This is a genomic window from Carboxylicivirga taeanensis, from assembly GCF_051851475.1.
GTDB lineage: Bacteria > Bacteroidota > Bacteroidia > Bacteroidales > Marinilabiliaceae > Carboxylicivirga > Carboxylicivirga taeanensis.
Window position 1 is genome coordinate 788762 of record NZ_JBPUSJ010000001.1, and the last position, 17360, is coordinate 806121.

Sequence of the window (17360 nt, forward strand, 5' to 3'; positions counted from 1 at the left end):
TACAAATAATGTGCCGCGAAAATACAATTTTTATAAGTTACTACAAAATTGTTATACTTTCAATCGTTAACTGAATCAACCATAAGGCAATCAGGCCGGTAAAAAGTAAGGTGTTATTTTTCCGGAATAGAGCTTTCGATTGGTAAGTGTTTTTAACGAATCAACTCGTTTCGGTTGATATCAAGCTTTAAAAATACAAACAGCAAAAGGGTAAAACCCCACAGCGAAGACCCGCCGTAACTAAAAAAAGGCAAGGGAATTCCTATCACAGGTGCCAGACCAATAGTCATTCCAATGTTGATGGCAAAGTGGAAGAAGAATATGGCAGCCACGCCATAGCCATACACCCGACTAAACGCAGAGTGTTGTTTTTCGGCCAGAAAGATGAGGCGCAGTAGGAGTCCAATAAACAGTAACACAACGGTGGTGGAGCCTACAAACCCCCACTCTTCGCCCACAGTACAGTAGATAAAGTCGGTAGATTGTTCGGGAACAAAGTTAAATTTGGTTTGTGTTCCTTGTAAATAACCTTTCCCTGTTAGGCCTCCTGAACCTATGGCAATTTTTGATTGATTAACGTTATAGCCGGCACCCAGGGGATCTTGTTCTATTCCCAGCAGAACATTGATTCGAGCGCGCTGGTAATGGGATAAAACATCTTCGAAAAAGTAATCGGCAGACAAGGTTAGAATGATGGCACTCCACAGAATAAGCAAGTACGTGGGGATAAACTTATGTATGTGCTTCGAAAATGAAATGGAGAGCAGGTAAATGCTGGCTGCCAAAATTGGGGCTATTAACAGGTATTCCTGTTGAAAGGTTGCACCGGTATAAACATAGATGCCATAGCTGAATCCCAGAACGACCCCGCTCAGCACAAGGGGTTTTATCAGGTCTTTTCTGACACCTTTGAAGTATAGAATGATAATAACGCTCAAAGCAATCAGTCCAATAATGGTTGAGTTGGGCACCATCAGGGTAAGGATGGCGACAACGCCGGCAATTAGCCCAAATATGAGAATATAGCCGGTGAGGCCTTCACGATAGAAAACAATGATAAAGACTGAATAAACCAACGAAGAGCCCGTATCGTTTTGCAGTAAGATAAGCAGCATGGGAACCAGTACAATAACGGAGGCTTTAAAAAGGTCCGACATCTTTTTAAATGAGAAATCATAGCGGCTCAGGGCTCTGGCTACAGCCAGGTTGGTCGCCACCTTTGTGAGCTCGGCTGGCTGAAAGCGGATAGGGCCTACTTCAAACCACGATTTGGCACCGTTAATCTCTTTTCCAAACAGCAGAACCACCACCAGCAGTAAGAGGGTAAAACCGTAAAAAATATAGCTGAATTCGACGTAGAACTTGCTATCCGTAATAAGTATCATGCCAATAAACAGGAGGGAAAACCCAATCCATACCAGCTGCTTAAAGTACTCTTTGCTGGTGTCAAAAAATACCGGGTTTTCCGGGTTAAAGTTGGCCGCGTATATATTTAACCAGCCAAATACAATTAATAGACTGTACAGGCCAACGGTAATCCAGTCGATACGTTTTTTATAGTTCCTGTTTGGCATTAATTAAGTCTCCTTCTAGCATGCGTTTTTCAATCCATTGTCTGCTCGTATGAATCGAGTCTGTTAAATATTTTTCCACCATGAGGCTGGCGATAGGGGCTCCCCATCGGGCTCCAAAACCTCCGTTCTCTACATACACGGCGATGGCAATTTTTGGATCATCCTTGGGCGCAAAGGCCATAAAAATGGAGTGATCGTCGCCATGCGGGTTTTGCGCGGTTCCGGTTTTTCCGCAGATCCTGATGCCCGGTATTTGTGCAATGCGGGCCGTACTGCCGGCACCTCCCCAAACGGCCATTTCCATCCCGTTAACAATGGGGGTGTAGTGTTGAGCATCAATGCCTGTTTCGTGTATCTCCGCGAAACTATCATCTATTTTACTTTCTTCAATCTCTTTAATAATGTGAGGGGTCAGGTAATGCCCTCTGTTGGCAATGGTTGCTGCCATGTTGGCCATTTGTAAAGGAGTAGTCAGCAGCTCACCTTGTCCTATGGATAAGGAGATCACGGTCAGTGAATTCCAGCTTTTACGGTACACCCTGTCGAAGTAATCGGCGTTGGGCACAAAGCCACGGACTTCGTTTCTGAAATCGGCACCCAGTCGATAGCCCAGACCGAATTTAACGAGGTAATCTTTCCATACATTAAACGACTCCTGAATGTTTTTATACTTCGGGTTGTCCAGCATGTCTCTGAACTCGTAGCAATAATAGGCATTACAAGAGGCCTGGATGGATTGCGACAAGTCCAGGGGCGAATCATGGTAGTGACAGCCTACAGACAGTCCCCGGGCAAAATAGCCCATAAAGCACTCGTGCGTGGTATAGGGCTTAAGTGTTCCTTCCTGCAGACCGATTAGTGCATTGATGGTTTTAAACGTTGAACCCGGAGGATAGGCCGATTGAATGGCTCTGTTTAGCAGCGGTTTCAACGAGTCGGTGAGTAGGATGGGAAAGTTTTCGGAGCGATCGCGACCAATCAGCAAAGAAGGGTCGTAGTTGGGAGCAGAAACCAGGGCCAGTATCTCACCGCTTGAGGGCTCAATGGCCACAATGCTGCCAATTTTATTTTGCATCAGCTCCTCGCCATATTTTTGCAAATCAATATCCAGCGACAGGGTGATGTTTTTACCGGCAATGGCTGCGGTATCCTGACGCCCTTCTTTAAAGGCACCCTTTTCACGACCGTGCACATCCACCAGCATGTATTTAACACCTTTCTTACCTCGTAGCTCGGTTTCATAGGTTTGTTCAATGCCGCTAATACCCACATAGTCGCCCTGCGAATAGTAGGCATCTTTTTTTAATTGGTTTTCGCTTATTTCACCAACATAGCCCAATACGTGCGCCGCCATGGGGTACTCATACTTTCGCAGTGTACGTCCCTGCACAAAGAAGCCTTTAAACTTATACAGTTTTTCCTGAAAACTGCCATACTGTTCGGCCGACAGCTGCTTTAGAAAAACCGATGGTTTATAGGTTGAAATTTTTCGCGAGCGGATATCCTGACGCATTTGGACAAAACGTTCCCGTAACTGCTCAATGGTAAGGTCCAGCGACTCACAAAAGTCGAGAGAATCAAAGGGAACTATGTCGCGGGGCACCACCATTACATCATAAACCGCCTGGTTGGATACCAGCAGCTTGCCGTTACGATCATAAACCAGTCCGCGCGATGGGTACTGGGTAACTTCCCGGCGGGTATTACTCTCGGCCGAAAATTTATAGGAAGGATCGTAAACTTGCAGGATAAACAGTTTAGCAATATAGATGAGGCCCAAGCTTACCATGATGGCCCCAATAAGCAGTGTCCTGTTATTAATACCTCCCACGGTTGCCCTCCCTTGTTTTTTTACCTTGACTAAATAGCTGAGAAATAAGAACCAGAAGGATGGTTAATGCCGTGCTGCTAAGCACCCTTACCAGGGTTGAAAAAAAGTGGGTGAGTGAAAACACCTCTATGAAAAATAGAAAAAGATGGTGGCTGAAAACCAGCACCAAGGCATAGCGAAAGAACCATCCAAAACCATAGTAGCCCATGGTGGGGATTGTGCCGGGCTGGTATTCATCCCGTGGTGCAAACAGGCGCAGGGCATAGGGGCGCAGATAGCTCATAAATACAGTGGCCGAGGCATGCATGCCCGGGGTGTTACTGAACACATCCACAACCATACCAGAAGAGAAGCCCAAAAGCAGCAACAGCCAGCCGGGTGTTTCAAAGGGAAGCGTTAGTATGAACAGCACATACAGGTAGGGGTTAACAAACCCGCTTAACTGAATGTTATTGAGTACCAACACCTGAATGAGTGTGAAGAATATAAAATTAAACACGTATCGCGGCAGGTAGCTAATCATCTTCGGTCTCCTTTTCTAGGTTAACTTTTTCGTCGCGTGTGGTGTGGCCAACCACTTCCACAAACGATAAATTCTTAAAATCGACAGTCAGTTTCACTTTAATCCGGTAAAAGCTGGCCCCTTTTTCCAGTACCACATCTTCCACAGTGCCCAACAATATGCCTTCCGGAAAAATTGATGAATAGCCACTGGTGACCACCATATCGCCAACATTGACTTTAGCGTGGCGAGGAATATCTAACAGATAGACATAGCGATAGGAGGTGCCGTCCCATTCGAGGGAGCCAAAAAAGCCCGATTCCTTCAGTTTGGCTGATATTTTTAAGCGGGTATTAATGATGGAGATAACCGTTGAGTAATTGTCTGATACATTTTTGACAATACCAACAGCGCCTTTGTTGGAAATAACCCCCATTTCCGGTTCAATGCCGTTGAGGCGCCCTTTGTTAAGCGTAATGTAGTTGAAGCGTTGGTTGGTTGAGTTGTTGATTACACGGGCTGAGCGGTAGATGTATTCCTGCATGCTCAAGCTATCGTGCACCAGGGTAAAATAGTCTTTCGAAGCTCTGAATGACTCGGGCAGGCGGCTGCGCAGATAGGCATTTTCCCGGGCCAAATCTTCATTTATCTCGCGGAGCATCAGGTATTCGGCTCCGGCATTGTAGCTCTTAAATATGTTGCCTGTTAAAGCGCTGGACGATGACAGGAATGATGAACGTTGGTAGGCATTGTAGTTAAATACCAGTAACAAGCATATCACTTCTATGATTAAGAAGAGTATGGCAAAATGGTATTTGATTATAAAACGGATAAAGTCCCTCATGTAAATTTTAGTTGTTAGTAAAAAAGCCAGTAGTCAGTAGTATGTAATTAACCACTGACTACTGTCTGATATCTACTGACTATTTTATCTAATCAAATACGGCAATATCCTGTGGCGGTTTTTAAGCGCGATGCCTGTTCCGCGTGCAACGGCGTGCAAGGGATCTTCGGCAATGTGGAACGGGATATTGATTTTATCCGATAAACGTTTGTCTAAGCCCCGAAGCAAAGCACCGCCACCAGCCAGGAAAATACCGTTTTTAACGATATCGCTGTATAGCTCAGGTGGTGTTTGTTCCAACGCGGATAAAACGGCGGTTTCAATCTTCGAAATCGACTTTTCCAAACAGTGTGAAATTTCCTGATACGAAACGGGCACCTCAATAGGTAAGGCCGTCATTTGGTTCGGCCCCTGCACAATAAAGTCGGCCGGTGGCTCATCCAGCTCCGGCAAAGCCGAGCCTACCTGTATCTTAATTTCTTCAGCCGTGCGTTCTCCCACCTTGATGTTGTGCTGACGACGCATGTATTCCATAATGTCGGCAGTGAGGTCATCACCGGCAATGCGTATGGACTTATTCGTTACAATACCACCCAGCGAAATGACGGCAATTTCAGTGGTTCCACCACCTATATCAACCACCATGTTGCCCTCCGGTGCTTCCACGTCCAAACCAATCCCTAAAGCGGCCGCCATGGGCTCATAAATCATGTGTACCTCGCGGCCACCGGCATGCTCCGATGAGTCGCGCACGGCACGCACCTCCACTTCGGTACTTCCCGAAGGGATACACACAACCATGGATAATGAGGGAGCGAACAGGCGTGGTTTCTGATTAATCATCTTAATCATGCCACGTATCATCTGCTCGGCAGCATTAAAATCGGCAATCACTCCGTCGCGCAGTGGACGAATGGTATAGATATTGTCGTGGGTTTTACCATGCATTTGGCGGGCTCTTTCACCAATAGCCTCCAGTTTGTCAGTTTTGCGGTTCAGCGCTACGATGGATGGTTCGTCAACAACAATTTTATCATTGTGGATAATGATGGTGTTGGCTGTACCAAGGTCGATGGCTATTTCTTGCGATAAGAACGAAAATAGTCCCATTCAACTAATTATTTAATGTTTAAAATGACGTTTTCCTGTGAATAACATAGCCATGCCAAACTCGTTGCAGGCTTCAATAACTTCTTCGTCACGGATGCTTCCGCCCGGCTCAACAATGTATTTCACACCGTATTCGTTAGCCGCTTCAATGCTGTCGCGGAAAGGGAAGAAGGCATCTGAAATGACCACCGAGTTAGCGATGTCCACACCCTCTTTTAGGTTGAAGCGTGGCATGGTTAGCTGACGCATGCTGTCCAGTCGGTTGGGTTGTCCCATGCCGGCACCGGTTAACCAGAACGAACCGTCGGCCTGCTCTGTTACAACAGCAATGGCATTACTCTTCAGGTGCTTACAAGCGGTGATACCAAATTTAGCCAACTCCATCTTGGTGGCATCAAACTGCTTCTCCGTAACGTTTTTAAAATCGGTGTCCACACCTTCATCTTCATCCTGAACCAGAATAGCCCCGCTTACTGAACGAATCAGTTTTTCGCCGGTGAGTTCATTTTTGATAGGCGTTTCTAACAGGCGCAGGTTTTTCTTTTTAGCGAATACCTCCAATGCTTCAGGGGTAAACTCAGGCGCAATAATGATTTCTACAAAGCGCTTATCAAACCAGCTGGCAATGTCGCCGGTAACAGTACCGGTAAAACCGATGATGCCACCAAAGGCTGAGATAGGGTCGCCTGCCCAGGCCAGTTCCAGCGATTTCATAATGTCGTTGGTCACTGCCAGTCCGCATGGATTCAGGTGTTTTACCACCGACACGGCTTGCTTGCCTTCAATGTGTGCTACCGAGTGGTAGGCATCGCTGGCGGCTTTCCAGGCTGCATCGGCATCGAGCATATTGTTATACGAAAGGGCTTTGCCTTGCAACACCTTGGCGTTGGCCAGTGAAGCGCCTTCTTTCACGTTGTTGTATTTGTAGATAGTGGCTTTCTGATGCGGGTTTTCGCCGTAGCGCAACACATCGCCGTTATTCAGGCTGATGCGCTCCATATCTTCTTTATCCTTGTTGAAGAAGTTGGAGATGGCTGAATCGTAGTGCGATGAAACACCAAAGGCAGCCGCCGCAAACTTGAAACGGTCTTCCAGAGTCGACTCACCGTTTTGTTCTTTCAAGATGGCCAGTAAATCAGCATACTGATCTTTGGATGGAACAATAATCACATCCTTGTAGTTTTTAGCTGCACCGCGTATCAGCGAGATGCCGCCAATATCAATCTTTTCAATGATGTCCTGCAGGGGAGCCCCGGAGGCCACGGTGGCTTCAAACGGATATAAATCAACAATGACCAGGTCAATTTCAGGGATGTTGTACTGAGCCAGTTGCTCCAGGTCGCCTTCGTTATCGCGACGCGCCAAAATACCACCAAATACCTTAGGGTGAAGGGTTTTAACACGACCGCCCAAAATAGATGGGTAACTCGTTAAATCTTCTACGCGCTCACAAGGTACATCCAAACCTTCGATAAAAGCCTGTGTGCCACCTGTTGAGTAAATCGTTACGCCCTGTTGGTGCAGCGTTTTAATAATTTCATCCAAGCCGTCCTTGTGAAAGACGGAAACCAATGCCGATTTTACCTTTTTTAAAGTATTCATTTATATCCGTTTAGTTCTTTCACGCAAAAATAAGAAAATAAGCAATGCCAACAAGGTGCCAGTTACAATTAATTAGAACGATTTTAGATTGGCCGCGCTGCCGGGTAAATCAAGGCGGGTAAGCCTGGAAACTGATGAAAGGACTAAAATAGTCAAAAAGTGTGGCGCCAATACTTGTTGGGCACATCCGGCATTTTGGGTGTGGGCTGCGTCGCTCAGTGCTAGTTTGCACAAAGGCCGTTTTTCGCATTTACCAGGCTGGGTACTCTTTGCTGATGCTGGCAACAATGGCCCAATCCAAATCTCTAAGGGGTGAGGCAACCCAATATTTCGATGAAAAATGGCCGTATTTTACCTGAGCTATGCCACACACCGTTAGTTACCGCAAGGGTGTTTTTTAAAAAAATTGTTTTTTTTTCGACGGCTGGGGTATCGAACCCAACCGCTGCCTGCGTTGTTTTTCTATAAACGACTCAATCAATGAATTATACAGGTATAGTTTTCGCGGGTTTCACTTTTTTACTCTTGCTGGCAGCTGATGGAACCGGCGATAAGGGCTGGCAACTGAAAAAGGATAAGCTGGGGATACAGGTGTTTACCAAACAAAAGGCCGATAGCCGGATATACATGTACAAAGTGGTGGCAGACATGCCGGTGGTGCCCCAACGGGTTTATCAGCAGGTGGTTGATTTTGCCGCTAATTTAAAGCACATGACATTGGTCGATTCCCTTCGGTTTTTGCAGCACCGAAAAGATACCCTTTACCGCAATTACATGCATTTTAATATGCCCTGGCCCGTTAAAAACCGCGACATGGTGGTGGAGATGGTGGTTTCGAAAGACCCGGAGGGCATTTACCTGGAGTCGACTAATCTGCCCGATTACCTGCCGCCAAGGCCGGGTGTTATCCGCATTGAAGAGTTTTATGAGAAATGGACCATTCGAAAGGGGGCCGCACCTAACCAAAGCCGTGTAACAGTAACAGGATGGGTCGATCCGGGAGGCGCCATTCCGGCATGGGTGGTAAATCTATCCAGCGTTAAAACGCCCTACCAATTTATCGCGGGTATTCGTGCGGACCTGGAGCAGCAACCTTAATTAAAAAGAACGCATTCTTATCATAAACCCTCTTTTGGGCCAATTTTAGGGCCTGCTAGCACCCGATGCGTTAGTTAATCCAGCTTGTGGATGAAAAAAAATCCCTCTACAATAGGAGGGAAGAAGGGCTTTCTATTTTTTTTCACGGAGTCAGCGCTGTTGGTTTTGGAGATGCACTAATAAATCACCAATTGGGCCGCTATTGGCAGCAGCTTCGGTATATTCCAGCTGTGTCAACTCGTACCATAAAAAGTCATCAAGGCCAAAGGGATTAAGGCAGTGAAAACTAAAGCGTGGAATTCGCCAGGTATCTGGATCAAACCAGCAGCCTTCTATTAGATACGATTCAATGCCTTTTTGAATATGTTCTAACGGCAGTTGATCAGGATTTGAAAAAACCAGCTCGCCAAATGTTTTGTAGTTGTCCTCATCGCGATAGAGGTATTCAAATTTGATGTTCAGCATTTTTTGTTGGCGAAACTATTAAGTTCTAAATAGCTTGTCAACGGACGATGAGTCACAATGAGGTTTTAACACTGTTTTTCAAATATATTTTCTTGATGCCACTCAATAAACTCTTTTTTAGGCAGATATTTTTCAGGAAGAATCATTTTCTTTTTTTCGATTTGTCGAAAATGGGATTGGTAAAACTCCTTTGTTGAGTATTCATTTAGGGTTGATGATAATACAATTCTATATTCATGATCAAATGTTATCAACCCTTTGTCGAAAGCCTTATCATATAAAGCCGATAGGCAAATACCATTGGATGGATTTAATCGATTGTTTTTGTCTTTTGCCCAGGGCTTTATGTGACTAGCAATTAATAAAGAAGGAATAGAGATTCCTGTAACTGCACAAGTTGATTTGTAATTTGTTAGCACAACTTCTCGGAAAAAATGTTGATTGACTCTTGTCTTAACATAGCTTACGCGCTCTTTTCCTTGAAGCAGGTCAATATTTGGAAGCTTATTTTTATACTTTTCTTCAATAGACTGGTTTTCGAGTTGGGCGATGACCTTCTCACTTTCAAATACGAGTTCTTCCTGATTGGTATAGAATTCATTAAAAATCTCTCGATCTGCTTTGGCCGAATTGGTCATGCCTTTTATTCCTCTTGCCTGTAGAATTGGATCAAAACTTGCAAAGTTTGAAAGTTTTAAACCAACGGCACCTGGTGTTCGGCCAATGAGTTCAGATAGGGCTATGATTTTAGGGTTTCTCTGATGAATCTGTCCGAATGGTATCTGCAAGTATAAATTAAATGCAGCGATTAATTCTTGACGAGTCCATTTTTTGCGAGTCATTGGCTAGTAGTTGAGGAGGTTGAAACTAACCAAAGATAGTATTTGTGATAGTAAATGGGTTGAGTATTGTAAACAATTTTAACACGCTTGTTATTGATTCTTGTTCAATGCAAATTCTTTATTAGATGATTGTCTTTTTTTATCGTGTACATCCATGGCAAATCCTGTAGAAGTGTTAAAGGTAAGTGTTTTTCCAATGGTGGCTTGTTATGATTCTGCAGTTCAGTGATTAACAGAATACTATTTTATATATTTATGGACATTAACCATGTAACCACTAATTATGAATACAAAATTTTTACTGCTTGAGTGTCAGAAGCAGATAAAACGCATCAGGCTGAGCGAGGTCTATTATTTGCAGTATCAGGATGGGCATATTTGCTTTTACCTCACCGACAATAAAAAAGAGTTGCACTGTCAGTTGCTGAAAACCTTGGAAGAACAGCTGCCCGATTATTTTGTCCGCATTAATCGTAATGTCATTATCAACCTCAATTATTTGACGGTGTATTTTAAAACCACCCCAAAGGTGGTAATGACCAATGGTCAGGAATTTGATGTTTCGAGACGCAATGTGGCACGTCTGATTAAAAAATTACAGCAGGTTTGCTAACCGTTTATTCTTATTGGGCTGCCGCTTATTGCTAAGCGCTTGCCGCTCATGCTGGTTTTGTAGCCATTGCCAATCAGCAGCAGCTTTTCCCTGTATCTTGGTAGCTGATTTTTTGACCAGTTGGTATGAACAGCAATCGCCTGCAAAAACATAACGACCAAGTTTCTTCGATGGTACTGAAGGCTCAACGCATGGGAAGCATGGCGCAGCCCTTTGTAAGCCCTGCGCACACCTTGGTAACGGCTGCACAGCACATGGTACCCCTTGCGCAGTGCCTGGTACCGGCTGCGCAACGGATCGTACTCCTGGCGCAATGCAATGTACCGGCATCTCAACCAACTTCCCCGGCGGCGCAGTCCATTGTAACGCTTGCGCATGCATGGTCCCGCACCCATAATGTCAGTTTTAATTTAACCATATAGCTATGACAAAAAGACTTTTCAAATCAGAATCTAAATTTTTGGAACAATCCCGAACGGCCATTACCAATGCCGAAACGAATCCGATCATAAAAGCTGCATTGGCTGATTATGGCCTCGGTGAAGAGGAGGTGGGCGTCGGACGGGAACTGTTTAACTCCACCCAAAGTGTGTGGGATGCCAATATGAAAGAAAATGCAGAATCAACGGAAGCCTCACTGGATTATACCACATCCTACAACGAGTTGCAGGCCTTGTTTAAAGTACACCGCGACAAAACCTTGATATACTTTAAGAATAGACCCGAGCTATTGGTAAAGTTGGGGGTTAACGGCCGGTTTCCGCGTAAATACAACGATTTTTTCGATAAGGTGCGCCTGTTTTATTCGGCCATCAAAATGGACCCATCGCTTCAGGGGGAGTTAAACAAAATTAAGCTCACGCCCGATGTGGTAGATAAATGCCTGGCTTTACTCCAACAACTCCTGGCGAAGCGCTCTCATTTCGACAAGGAGCTGGCTGAGTCGCAGGACATGACAAAGAACAAGAATGCGGCACTGCTGGCGCTTAAAGAGTGGATGGATGATTTTTATGCCATTGCCAAAGTAGCATTGTATGATCAGCCGCAAATTCTCGAAGCACTGGGTGTTTTTGTCCGCAGCTAATGCAACAGCTTAATAGTTGGCTGTAATGTATCGCATCCTGCTTCCATCAACGGAAACAGTGATGCGATGTTTTTTTTCTTCACACTGCTTACAGTGCTTTGGGTCGCCATTCGGGTTTCATACTTGCTGGCCTTGTCCCGTATTTCGGACTTCAATTTTTTTCCTCACCAACTTTCGCCCTCCATCACCGATCATTCCAGCACCAGGCACTTTGCACTAAGCACGCATTCATATCTTTTTCGGTGTTGAACTTCGGGCTTCGGACTTCGGACTTTTTATTTTATCTTGCCTGTCCAAACACAGCTAATCCATGATTCTGATCTACAAGTTTTTTAAAGAAAGTTTTCTCTTCGCAATAAATGCCTTACGCACCAATATGCTGCGTACCATCTTAACACTTTCGGGGGTCACCATTGGTATCTTTTCCATTATCTCGGTTTTTACACTCATCGACTTTTTAGAGAAACAGGTGCGCGACAGCATCGAGTCTTTAGGCAATAACGTGGTGTATGTTCAAAAATGGCCGTGGACCGCGCCCGAAGGCGAATCAGAATATCCCTGGTGGCGCTATGCCAACCGGCAGGTACCTACCATAACAGATTATGAGGAGATCAAGCGCCGTTCGCAAATAGCTGAGGCGGTAACCTATGTAATGTATTCGCAAAAAATGTTGCAGTACGAGGATAACACCTATAATAATGTAACGGTAATGGGGGTGGCCGATGAGTTTGATGCCATTTGGTCTTTTGAAATTGCTGACGGACGTTACTTCTCACCTTCAGAAAGTAATGGGGCCATGTCCGTTGCTGTGCTGGGAGCTGATGTGGCTGCGGAACTGTTTCAGGGTGCCGATCCTGTTGGGCAGCGTGTTAAAATGATGGGGCGCAAGCTGTTGGTTGTGGGAGTGTTTCAGCGTCAGGGGCAGGATATGTTTGGCAACTCACTGGATAAGAACATCATTATCCCTGTAAAATTTGCCAGCACCCTTTTTAACTTGCGCAGTCAGGCTGTTAATCCCATGGTACTGGTAAAAGCCAAGCCGGGCTATACTTCCGACGATTTGGTAGATGAGCTCACCGGAGTGATGCGCGCCATTCGGCGAATTAAACCCAGTGGCGATAACGATTTTGCCCTTAACCGGATCAGTCTGATTCAGAAAAATTTTGACAGCTTGTTCGATTTCATCGATCTGGCCGGATGGTTCATCGGTGGCTTCTCCATTCTGGTGGGCGGCTTTGGTATTGCCAATATCATGTTTGTTTCCGTCAGGGAGCGCACCCGTATCATTGGCATCCAAAAGGCACTGGGCGCCAAGCGGCGGTTTGTGCTGCTGCAATTTCTAATCGAAAGCACTGTTTTATCTTTATTGGGTGGATTGGCTGGCCTGTTGCTGATTTTTGGTATTGCTGTAACCATCAGTCTGGTTACCGATACGGAAATGGCATTAACCATCGTCAATGTGATGAAGGGAATAGGAATTTCCACGCTTATTGGTGTTGTCTCGGGCTATGTGCCTGCCTGGAAAGCCTCTCGCATGGATCCCGTAGAAGCGATTAATGCCATGTAGAACATTGCCTGCTGGCTGGCTGTTAAAAATCGGGTAGCGTACCTGAGCAACTAAAATTGCCTTGTACCTGTTTATTCTGTATTAAATGTGTCTAACATCAAATAGCTAACACAATGAATTTATTGCTGATATCGAATTCGACCATGGCCGGTGAGGCCTATCTGGATTATCCTAAGCACGACATTGCCCGTTTCTTAGGCAAAGAAAAAACAACTTGCTTATTCATTCCTTATGCTGGGGTGAGTGTTTCCTTTGATGATTACGAAGCAAAGGTCAAGCAGCGTTTTAATGAGGTGGGGCACGATGTGGTATCCATACACCATGCTGACGATCCGGTGAAAGCAGTGGAAGAGGCCGACGCCATTGTGGTGGGAGGCGGCAGCACCTGGCAATTGCTACGAATGATTCATGACAATGAGCTCACAGAGCCTATTCGCAAGAAGGTACTGTCTGGAACAAAGTACATTGGCTGGAGTGCCGGTTCAAACCTGGCCTGCCCAACAATTAAGACCACCAATGACATGCCCATCATCGATCCGCTGGGGTTTGATGCCCTCAATCTGATTCCGTTCCAGATCAATCCGCACTATTTGGATGCCAACCCCGAAGGTCATGGCGGTGAAACGCGCGAAGAGCGTATACTCGAATTTTTACAGGTGAACCAAACCATGACCGTGGCCGGATTGCGCGAAGGATGCATGTTCACGTTTACAGATGGTAAAATTGGCTATTCCGGAAAGTTGCCGCTCAGGGTATTCCAGTATGGGAAGGCACCCTATGAAGTGCAGCCCGATGACGACTTTGGCTTTCTGATGAAAAAATCTTAATTTAAGATATAGTACCGACCTGCTTTGTATGCTTGTAACGCCTCTGCCGGTTTAATGCCGGTGGCGTTGTAAGCAGCCCCTTAATCCCTGACATTGAAATGTGTTGCCATCGATGTGTTGTAATACCTGGGAGGGTTGGATGATCTGGCTTTGTGCCGTCTGTCAATTGCTTATCTCAATTAGCAGTGCGAACAGTTTCTTAGTTAATGAATAATTGCCTCTTTTTGTACCCACCGCATCGACACTATGCAGCCCTTTAAGTGTTAACCGAATAATTCAGCTGCCATGAAGCCACGTGATAAAGTCTTTATAGCTAATAAAGCCTGGGCGCAAAGCATCCGGGATGCCGATGAGCATTATTTTAAAAACCTGGCCATCGATCAAACTCCCGAATATTTCTGGATTGGCTGTGCCGATAGCCGCATGTCTGAAACCCTTATTACCAGTAGCCAGCTGGGGGAGTTTTTTGTGCACCGCAACGTTTCCAATTTGGTTGATGAGCAAGACGCCAGCCTGATGGCCGCACTTAGCTTCGCCGTGAACACACTTGGCGTTAGTCATGTTGTAGTGGCCGGACATACCTATTGTGGCGGAGTGAAAGCTGCCTACGAAGGCATTGAGGATGCCTATGTGAGTAGATGGATTAAAGATATCAGGGAAACATTGCATGATAACCAGTCAGAAATCGATGCCATTGAAGATGAGGCTGAGAAAGTCAATCGTTTGGCCGAGCTCAGTATCATAAAGCAGGTAGATAAGCTGCTGGCTCTGGATATTTTGAAACAGGCCTGGGCACGGGGGCAGCGGCTGTTTGTGCATGGATGGCTATTCGATATTTCAACCGGGGAATTGCACGCCCTCAAAGAGGTGCACCCCGATGAGATGATTCCATAGTTGCAGTCTTCATTCTCTTTGCTACCATTCTTCCATCAGGGAAAGCAAAAGGAAGTCAGGTTTTACGGTGGAAATCCCTTTTGATTGAATGTTAAGTCCAACCCTGGCTTCGCATTTTTTCGTTATCGATAGGTTACCTAAGATTAAAGCCTATTAGTTCGTCACGCCTGAAGGTCAGCATCTCTAAAGCATTTAAGTGGGGTTGTTGAAAAAATGCTGTTAAAAGATGTGGGCGTGCTGCCAATGGGATCAGAAACTATTATATATTACAGGAAAAGAAATAATAGGAACGATGGAAATAGGATTTGATCGCTTAAGCCAGGCGGATGGACTCACCTTTAACAGGTGTTGGAAGCTATATACGCAGGCTTTTCCCGAAGATGAGCGTCGTGAGTTGGACGTCCAAAATAAAATAATGGCATCGGACAGGTACCACTTTGAGGCGGTTTTTTACCAGGAGCAGCTGGCAGGGTTTATTTTATGGTGGCAGTTTGACGGTTTGCTGTATATCGAGCATCTGGCAACATTTGAGAGCCTGAGAGGGAAGGGGCTCGGAAAAATGATTATTGAAGGGATGCAGGCGCGCACCAAGGATCTGTTGATACTCGAGGTTGAGCCGCCTGTTAATGAGCTTAACCAGCGGAGAATCAATTTTTATAGTCGCCTGGGATTGGTATTGAATAGCTACAATTATCAACAGCCACCACTCAGAAGGGGAGGTGAGGCGGTAGAACTCTTATTAATGTCTTTTCCTCAAAAAATGTCGCAAAGCCAATTGGAAAAATTTAAGGAACAATTTAATAAACACTGCTATTTGCCCGTATTGAGTGACCTTATATAATTACACAGGGTATTTTCAGAACTTGCAAAATAGAATAAGGTGTCTCTGACCGCAATTTAGTCTTCAGCCACCTTATTCTATTTTTTGTTGGGATATAATATATATATAACCTGGTTCGCCAAAATAGTTGAACGCAGGTTAATACTTTTAGAGTTGATGGTCGCCTTATTATTTATTAAAGCGGTCAACAATTATGGCACAAGCTGCATCGCCTGTAATATTAAATGCTGTACGCAGCATATCAAACACGCGGTCTAATGCATAGAGCAGAGGAAGGCCGGCGACAGGTATTTCAGCAGACACCAATACGGCGACTACCAGCAGCGATGGGCCGGGAACACCAGCCTGACCAATGGAGCCAACGGTTGAAGTTATGATGATGGCAATGTACTGTCCCATGCTTAGCTCTATTCCAAAAAGCTGGGCAAAGAAAACAGCCACCAATGCATAATAAAGGGCACTGCCTGTCATGTTGATGGTGGCTCCCAGAGGCAGCACAAAGCCCGAAGTGGCTTTTGAAACGCCTAACTCTTCCTCACAAACCTCCATATTAACCGGAAGTGTTGCCATCGACGAACTGGTGGACAACGCTACAATCTGTGCTTTGGTCATTTTTGCGAAAAACTGACGGATGGATGTTTTTGAGAAGAGTTTTAATGTGAGAGGATACAGACCAAACAGTAAAAGGGCACCGCCTATCAGATTCACCCACATCAGATCCAGCGCCATTTTGAGTAAGTCGAAACCAAAGGAGCCTATGGATGATGCCATTAAGCCAAATACACCAATAGGAGCTGTCCACATCACTACCTTGATCATCCAGATGAGCGCTTCAATCAGGTAGTTCATGCCATTCATAAGAGGTGCTTTCTTTTGTTGCGGCAAGGTAGAGATGCCTATACCAAGGAATAATCCAAAAAAGATAATCTGCAAAATGTTTCCGCTAACCAGCGACTCTATCGGATTTTCAGGAATGATAGACTGTAGTGTAGTCCAGAAATCAGTTTGCTGATGAACCGGTGCTTCTTCAGAGGGAAACATGGCGAGTACCGATTCTTTGTCCAGACCTTTACCAGGTGAGAAGATTTCGCCGAGCATCAGTCCCAGACTAACAGATACAATTGTGGTAATTAAAAAGTAGCCGATTGTACTGATGCCTATCTTACCGGCAGACTTGGTAGCACCCAACGATGCCGCACCTGATATAATCGAGATGGCTACCAAAGGTACAACCAGCATCTTAATTAATCCAATAAACAAATCTCCCAATGGAGCAAAGAGTTTAGCCTCAGGCCCCATGGCAATACCCAGGGCTGTGCCCGCCAGCATGGCAACCAGTATTTGAAACCCCAGGTTTTTAATTAGCTTCTTAAAATTCATAATACGTGTTTCGTTATCATATAGAGTGGAGCATGCTAAAATTGCAAATATTTACTCAATTAATGGGGCTTTTCTCAATGGAATTAGCCCTGATAGATTTTTATTCATTTATTTTTCGGTGCATAATTATATGCAAATGAATAGGTAATGTGTGAAACTGGCAAAGTTTAGGTCCGAAATATTAACATTCGATTTGCATATTCGCAAAATAGTTCCTTATTTTGCACCCGCTTTTGAGGACAATGGTACTCGTGAAAGGGCAGGATTGATAAGGGTTTCAGGCATT

The 17360-nt window shown here is 45.1% G+C and carries 17 protein-coding genes; 7 read left to right on the plus strand and 10 right to left on the minus strand.

The window, feature by feature from the left end:
- Positions 1 to 152: 152 nt before the first annotated feature.
- The 6 genes from rodA to purH form a co-directional block, all read right to left on the minus strand.
- Positions 153 to 1574 carry a rod shape-determining protein RodA gene (gene rodA / locus ACSX1H_RS03410; protein ID WP_439182225.1) on the minus strand — a complete coding sequence of 474 codons (1422 nt, stop codon included), beginning with the start codon at positions 1572 to 1574 and terminating at the stop codon, positions 153 to 155.
- A complete protein-coding gene (gene mrdA / locus ACSX1H_RS03415) occupies positions 1555 to 3405 on the minus strand; it encodes a penicillin-binding protein 2 (RefSeq protein WP_439182227.1) in 1851 nt (616 codons plus the stop codon). The genes rodA and mrdA overlap by 20 nt, the downstream gene beginning before the upstream one ends.
- On the minus strand, positions 3392 to 3928 hold the full coding sequence (gene mreD / locus ACSX1H_RS03420) for a rod shape-determining protein MreD (RefSeq protein ID WP_439182228.1): 537 nt from the start codon (positions 3926 to 3928) through the stop codon (positions 3392 to 3394). The genes mrdA and mreD overlap by 14 nt, the downstream gene beginning before the upstream one ends.
- On the minus strand, positions 3921 to 4751 hold the full coding sequence (gene mreC, locus ACSX1H_RS03425; protein WP_439182229.1) for a rod shape-determining protein MreC: 831 nt from the start codon (positions 4749 to 4751) through the stop codon (positions 3921 to 3923). The genes mreD and mreC overlap by 8 nt, the downstream gene beginning before the upstream one ends.
- Positions 4752 to 4835: 84 nt before the next feature.
- Positions 4836 to 5861: a rod shape-determining protein gene (locus ACSX1H_RS03430; RefSeq protein WP_439182230.1), complete on the minus strand. Its 1026-nt coding sequence runs from the start codon at positions 5859 to 5861 to the stop codon at positions 4836 to 4838.
- Between the two features lie 12 nt (positions 5862 to 5873).
- Positions 5874 to 7463 (minus strand): bifunctional phosphoribosylaminoimidazolecarboxamide formyltransferase/IMP cyclohydrolase, encoded by a 1590-nt coding sequence (gene purH / locus ACSX1H_RS03435; RefSeq protein ID WP_439182231.1) that lies wholly within the window; start codon positions 7461 to 7463, stop codon positions 5874 to 5876.
- A gap of 480 nt (positions 7464 to 7943) precedes the next feature.
- On the opposite strand from purH, the gene ACSX1H_RS03440 reads away from it, so the two are divergent.
- Positions 7944 to 8561, plus strand: a complete 618-nt coding sequence (locus ACSX1H_RS03440) for an START domain-containing protein (protein WP_439182232.1) — start codon at positions 7944 to 7946, stop codon at positions 8559 to 8561.
- Between the two features lie 150 nt (positions 8562 to 8711).
- On the opposite strand, the gene ACSX1H_RS03445 is transcribed toward ACSX1H_RS03440, so the two are convergent.
- Positions 8712 to 9026: a hypothetical protein gene (locus ACSX1H_RS03445; protein WP_439182233.1), complete on the minus strand. Its 315-nt coding sequence runs from the start codon at positions 9024 to 9026 to the stop codon at positions 8712 to 8714.
- A 65-nt stretch (positions 9027 to 9091) separates the two neighbouring features.
- Positions 9092 to 9868 carry an HNH endonuclease gene (locus tag ACSX1H_RS03450; RefSeq protein ID WP_439182234.1) on the minus strand — a complete coding sequence of 259 codons (777 nt, stop codon included), beginning with the start codon at positions 9866 to 9868 and terminating at the stop codon, positions 9092 to 9094.
- A 283-nt stretch (positions 9869 to 10151) separates the two neighbouring features.
- Here ACSX1H_RS03450 and ACSX1H_RS03455 point away from each other — a divergent pair, with 283 nt between their 5' ends.
- The gene (locus tag ACSX1H_RS03455) at positions 10152 to 10481 is read left to right on the plus strand and encodes a LytR/AlgR family response regulator transcription factor (protein WP_439182235.1); all 330 of its coding nucleotides are present in this window, start codon (positions 10152 to 10154) and stop codon (positions 10479 to 10481) included.
- Here the strand turns inward: ACSX1H_RS03455 and ACSX1H_RS03460 are convergent.
- Positions 10478 to 10876 (minus strand): hypothetical protein, encoded by a 399-nt coding sequence (locus ACSX1H_RS03460; RefSeq protein ID WP_439182236.1) that lies wholly within the window; start codon positions 10874 to 10876, stop codon positions 10478 to 10480. The genes ACSX1H_RS03455 and ACSX1H_RS03460 overlap by 4 nt on opposite strands.
- 29 nt (positions 10877 to 10905) lie before the next feature.
- On the opposite strand from ACSX1H_RS03460, the gene ACSX1H_RS03465 reads away from it, so the two are divergent.
- The 5 genes from ACSX1H_RS03465 to ACSX1H_RS03485 all read left to right on the plus strand — a co-directional run bounded on the left by ACSX1H_RS03465 (position 10906) and on the right by ACSX1H_RS03485 (position 15694).
- Positions 10906 to 11565 carry a PQLLE family protein gene (locus tag ACSX1H_RS03465; protein ID WP_439182237.1) on the plus strand — a complete coding sequence of 220 codons (660 nt, stop codon included), beginning with the start codon at positions 10906 to 10908 and terminating at the stop codon, positions 11563 to 11565.
- Between the two features lie 310 nt (positions 11566 to 11875).
- The gene (locus ACSX1H_RS03470; protein WP_439182239.1) at positions 11876 to 13132 is read left to right on the plus strand and encodes an ABC transporter permease; all 1257 of its coding nucleotides are present in this window, start codon (positions 11876 to 11878) and stop codon (positions 13130 to 13132) included.
- A 113-nt stretch (positions 13133 to 13245) separates the two neighbouring features.
- Positions 13246 to 13959: a dipeptidase PepE gene (gene pepE, locus ACSX1H_RS03475; protein ID WP_439182241.1), complete on the plus strand. Its 714-nt coding sequence runs from the start codon at positions 13246 to 13248 to the stop codon at positions 13957 to 13959.
- A 285-nt stretch (positions 13960 to 14244) separates the two neighbouring features.
- Positions 14245 to 14853, plus strand: a complete 609-nt coding sequence (locus ACSX1H_RS03480) for a carbonic anhydrase (RefSeq protein ID WP_439182242.1) — start codon at positions 14245 to 14247, stop codon at positions 14851 to 14853.
- Between the two features lie 292 nt (positions 14854 to 15145).
- Positions 15146 to 15694, plus strand: a complete 549-nt coding sequence (locus tag ACSX1H_RS03485) for a GNAT family N-acetyltransferase (RefSeq protein WP_439182243.1) — start codon at positions 15146 to 15148, stop codon at positions 15692 to 15694.
- A 168-nt stretch (positions 15695 to 15862) separates the two neighbouring features.
- On the opposite strand, the gene ACSX1H_RS03490 is transcribed toward ACSX1H_RS03485, so the two are convergent.
- On the minus strand, positions 15863 to 17074 hold the full coding sequence (locus tag ACSX1H_RS03490) for a dicarboxylate/amino acid:cation symporter (protein ID WP_439182245.1): 1212 nt from the start codon (positions 17072 to 17074) through the stop codon (positions 15863 to 15865).
- Between the last annotated feature and the right edge of the window lie 286 nt (positions 17075 to 17360).

Bases quoted from the DNA above. Each gene is read 5' to 3' on its own strand.
- ACSX1H_RS03485 (WP_439182243.1), top strand. From the start codon at position 15,146: ATGGAAATAGGATTTGATCGCTTAAGCCAGGCGGATGGACTCACCTTT.
- ACSX1H_RS03460 (WP_439182236.1), bottom strand. From the start codon at position 10,876: ATGGGTGCGGGACCATGCATGCGCAAGCGTTACAATGGACTGCGCCGC.
- rodA (WP_439182225.1), bottom strand. From the start codon at position 1,574: ATGCCAAACAGGAACTATAAAAAACGTATCGACTGGATTACCGTTGGC.
- ACSX1H_RS03440 (WP_439182232.1), top strand. From the start codon at position 7,944: ATGAATTATACAGGTATAGTTTTCGCGGGTTTCACTTTTTTACTCTTG.
- purH (WP_439182231.1), bottom strand. From the start codon at position 7,463: ATGAATACTTTAAAAAAGGTAAAATCGGCATTGGTTTCCGTCTTTCAC.
- mreC (WP_439182229.1), bottom strand. From the start codon at position 4,751: ATGAGGGACTTTATCCGTTTTATAATCAAATACCATTTTGCCATACTC.
- ACSX1H_RS03465 (WP_439182237.1), top strand. From the start codon at position 10,906: ATGACAAAAAGACTTTTCAAATCAGAATCTAAATTTTTGGAACAATCC.
- ACSX1H_RS03480 (WP_439182242.1), top strand. From the start codon at position 14,245: ATGAAGCCACGTGATAAAGTCTTTATAGCTAATAAAGCCTGGGCGCAA.
- pepE (WP_439182241.1), top strand. From the start codon at position 13,246: ATGAATTTATTGCTGATATCGAATTCGACCATGGCCGGTGAGGCCTAT.
- mreD (WP_439182228.1), bottom strand. From the start codon at position 3,928: ATGATTAGCTACCTGCCGCGATACGTGTTTAATTTTATATTCTTCACA.
- ACSX1H_RS03470 (WP_439182239.1), top strand. From the start codon at position 11,876: ATGATTCTGATCTACAAGTTTTTTAAAGAAAGTTTTCTCTTCGCAATA.
- ACSX1H_RS03455 (WP_439182235.1), top strand. From the start codon at position 10,152: ATGAATACAAAATTTTTACTGCTTGAGTGTCAGAAGCAGATAAAACGC.
- ACSX1H_RS03490 (WP_439182245.1), bottom strand. From the start codon at position 17,074: ATGAATTTTAAGAAGCTAATTAAAAACCTGGGGTTTCAAATACTGGTT.
- ACSX1H_RS03445 (WP_439182233.1), bottom strand. From the start codon at position 9,026: ATGCTGAACATCAAATTTGAATACCTCTATCGCGATGAGGACAACTAC.
- ACSX1H_RS03430 (WP_439182230.1), bottom strand. From the start codon at position 5,861: ATGGGACTATTTTCGTTCTTATCGCAAGAAATAGCCATCGACCTTGGT.
- ACSX1H_RS03450 (WP_439182234.1), bottom strand. From the start codon at position 9,868: ATGACTCGCAAAAAATGGACTCGTCAAGAATTAATCGCTGCATTTAAT.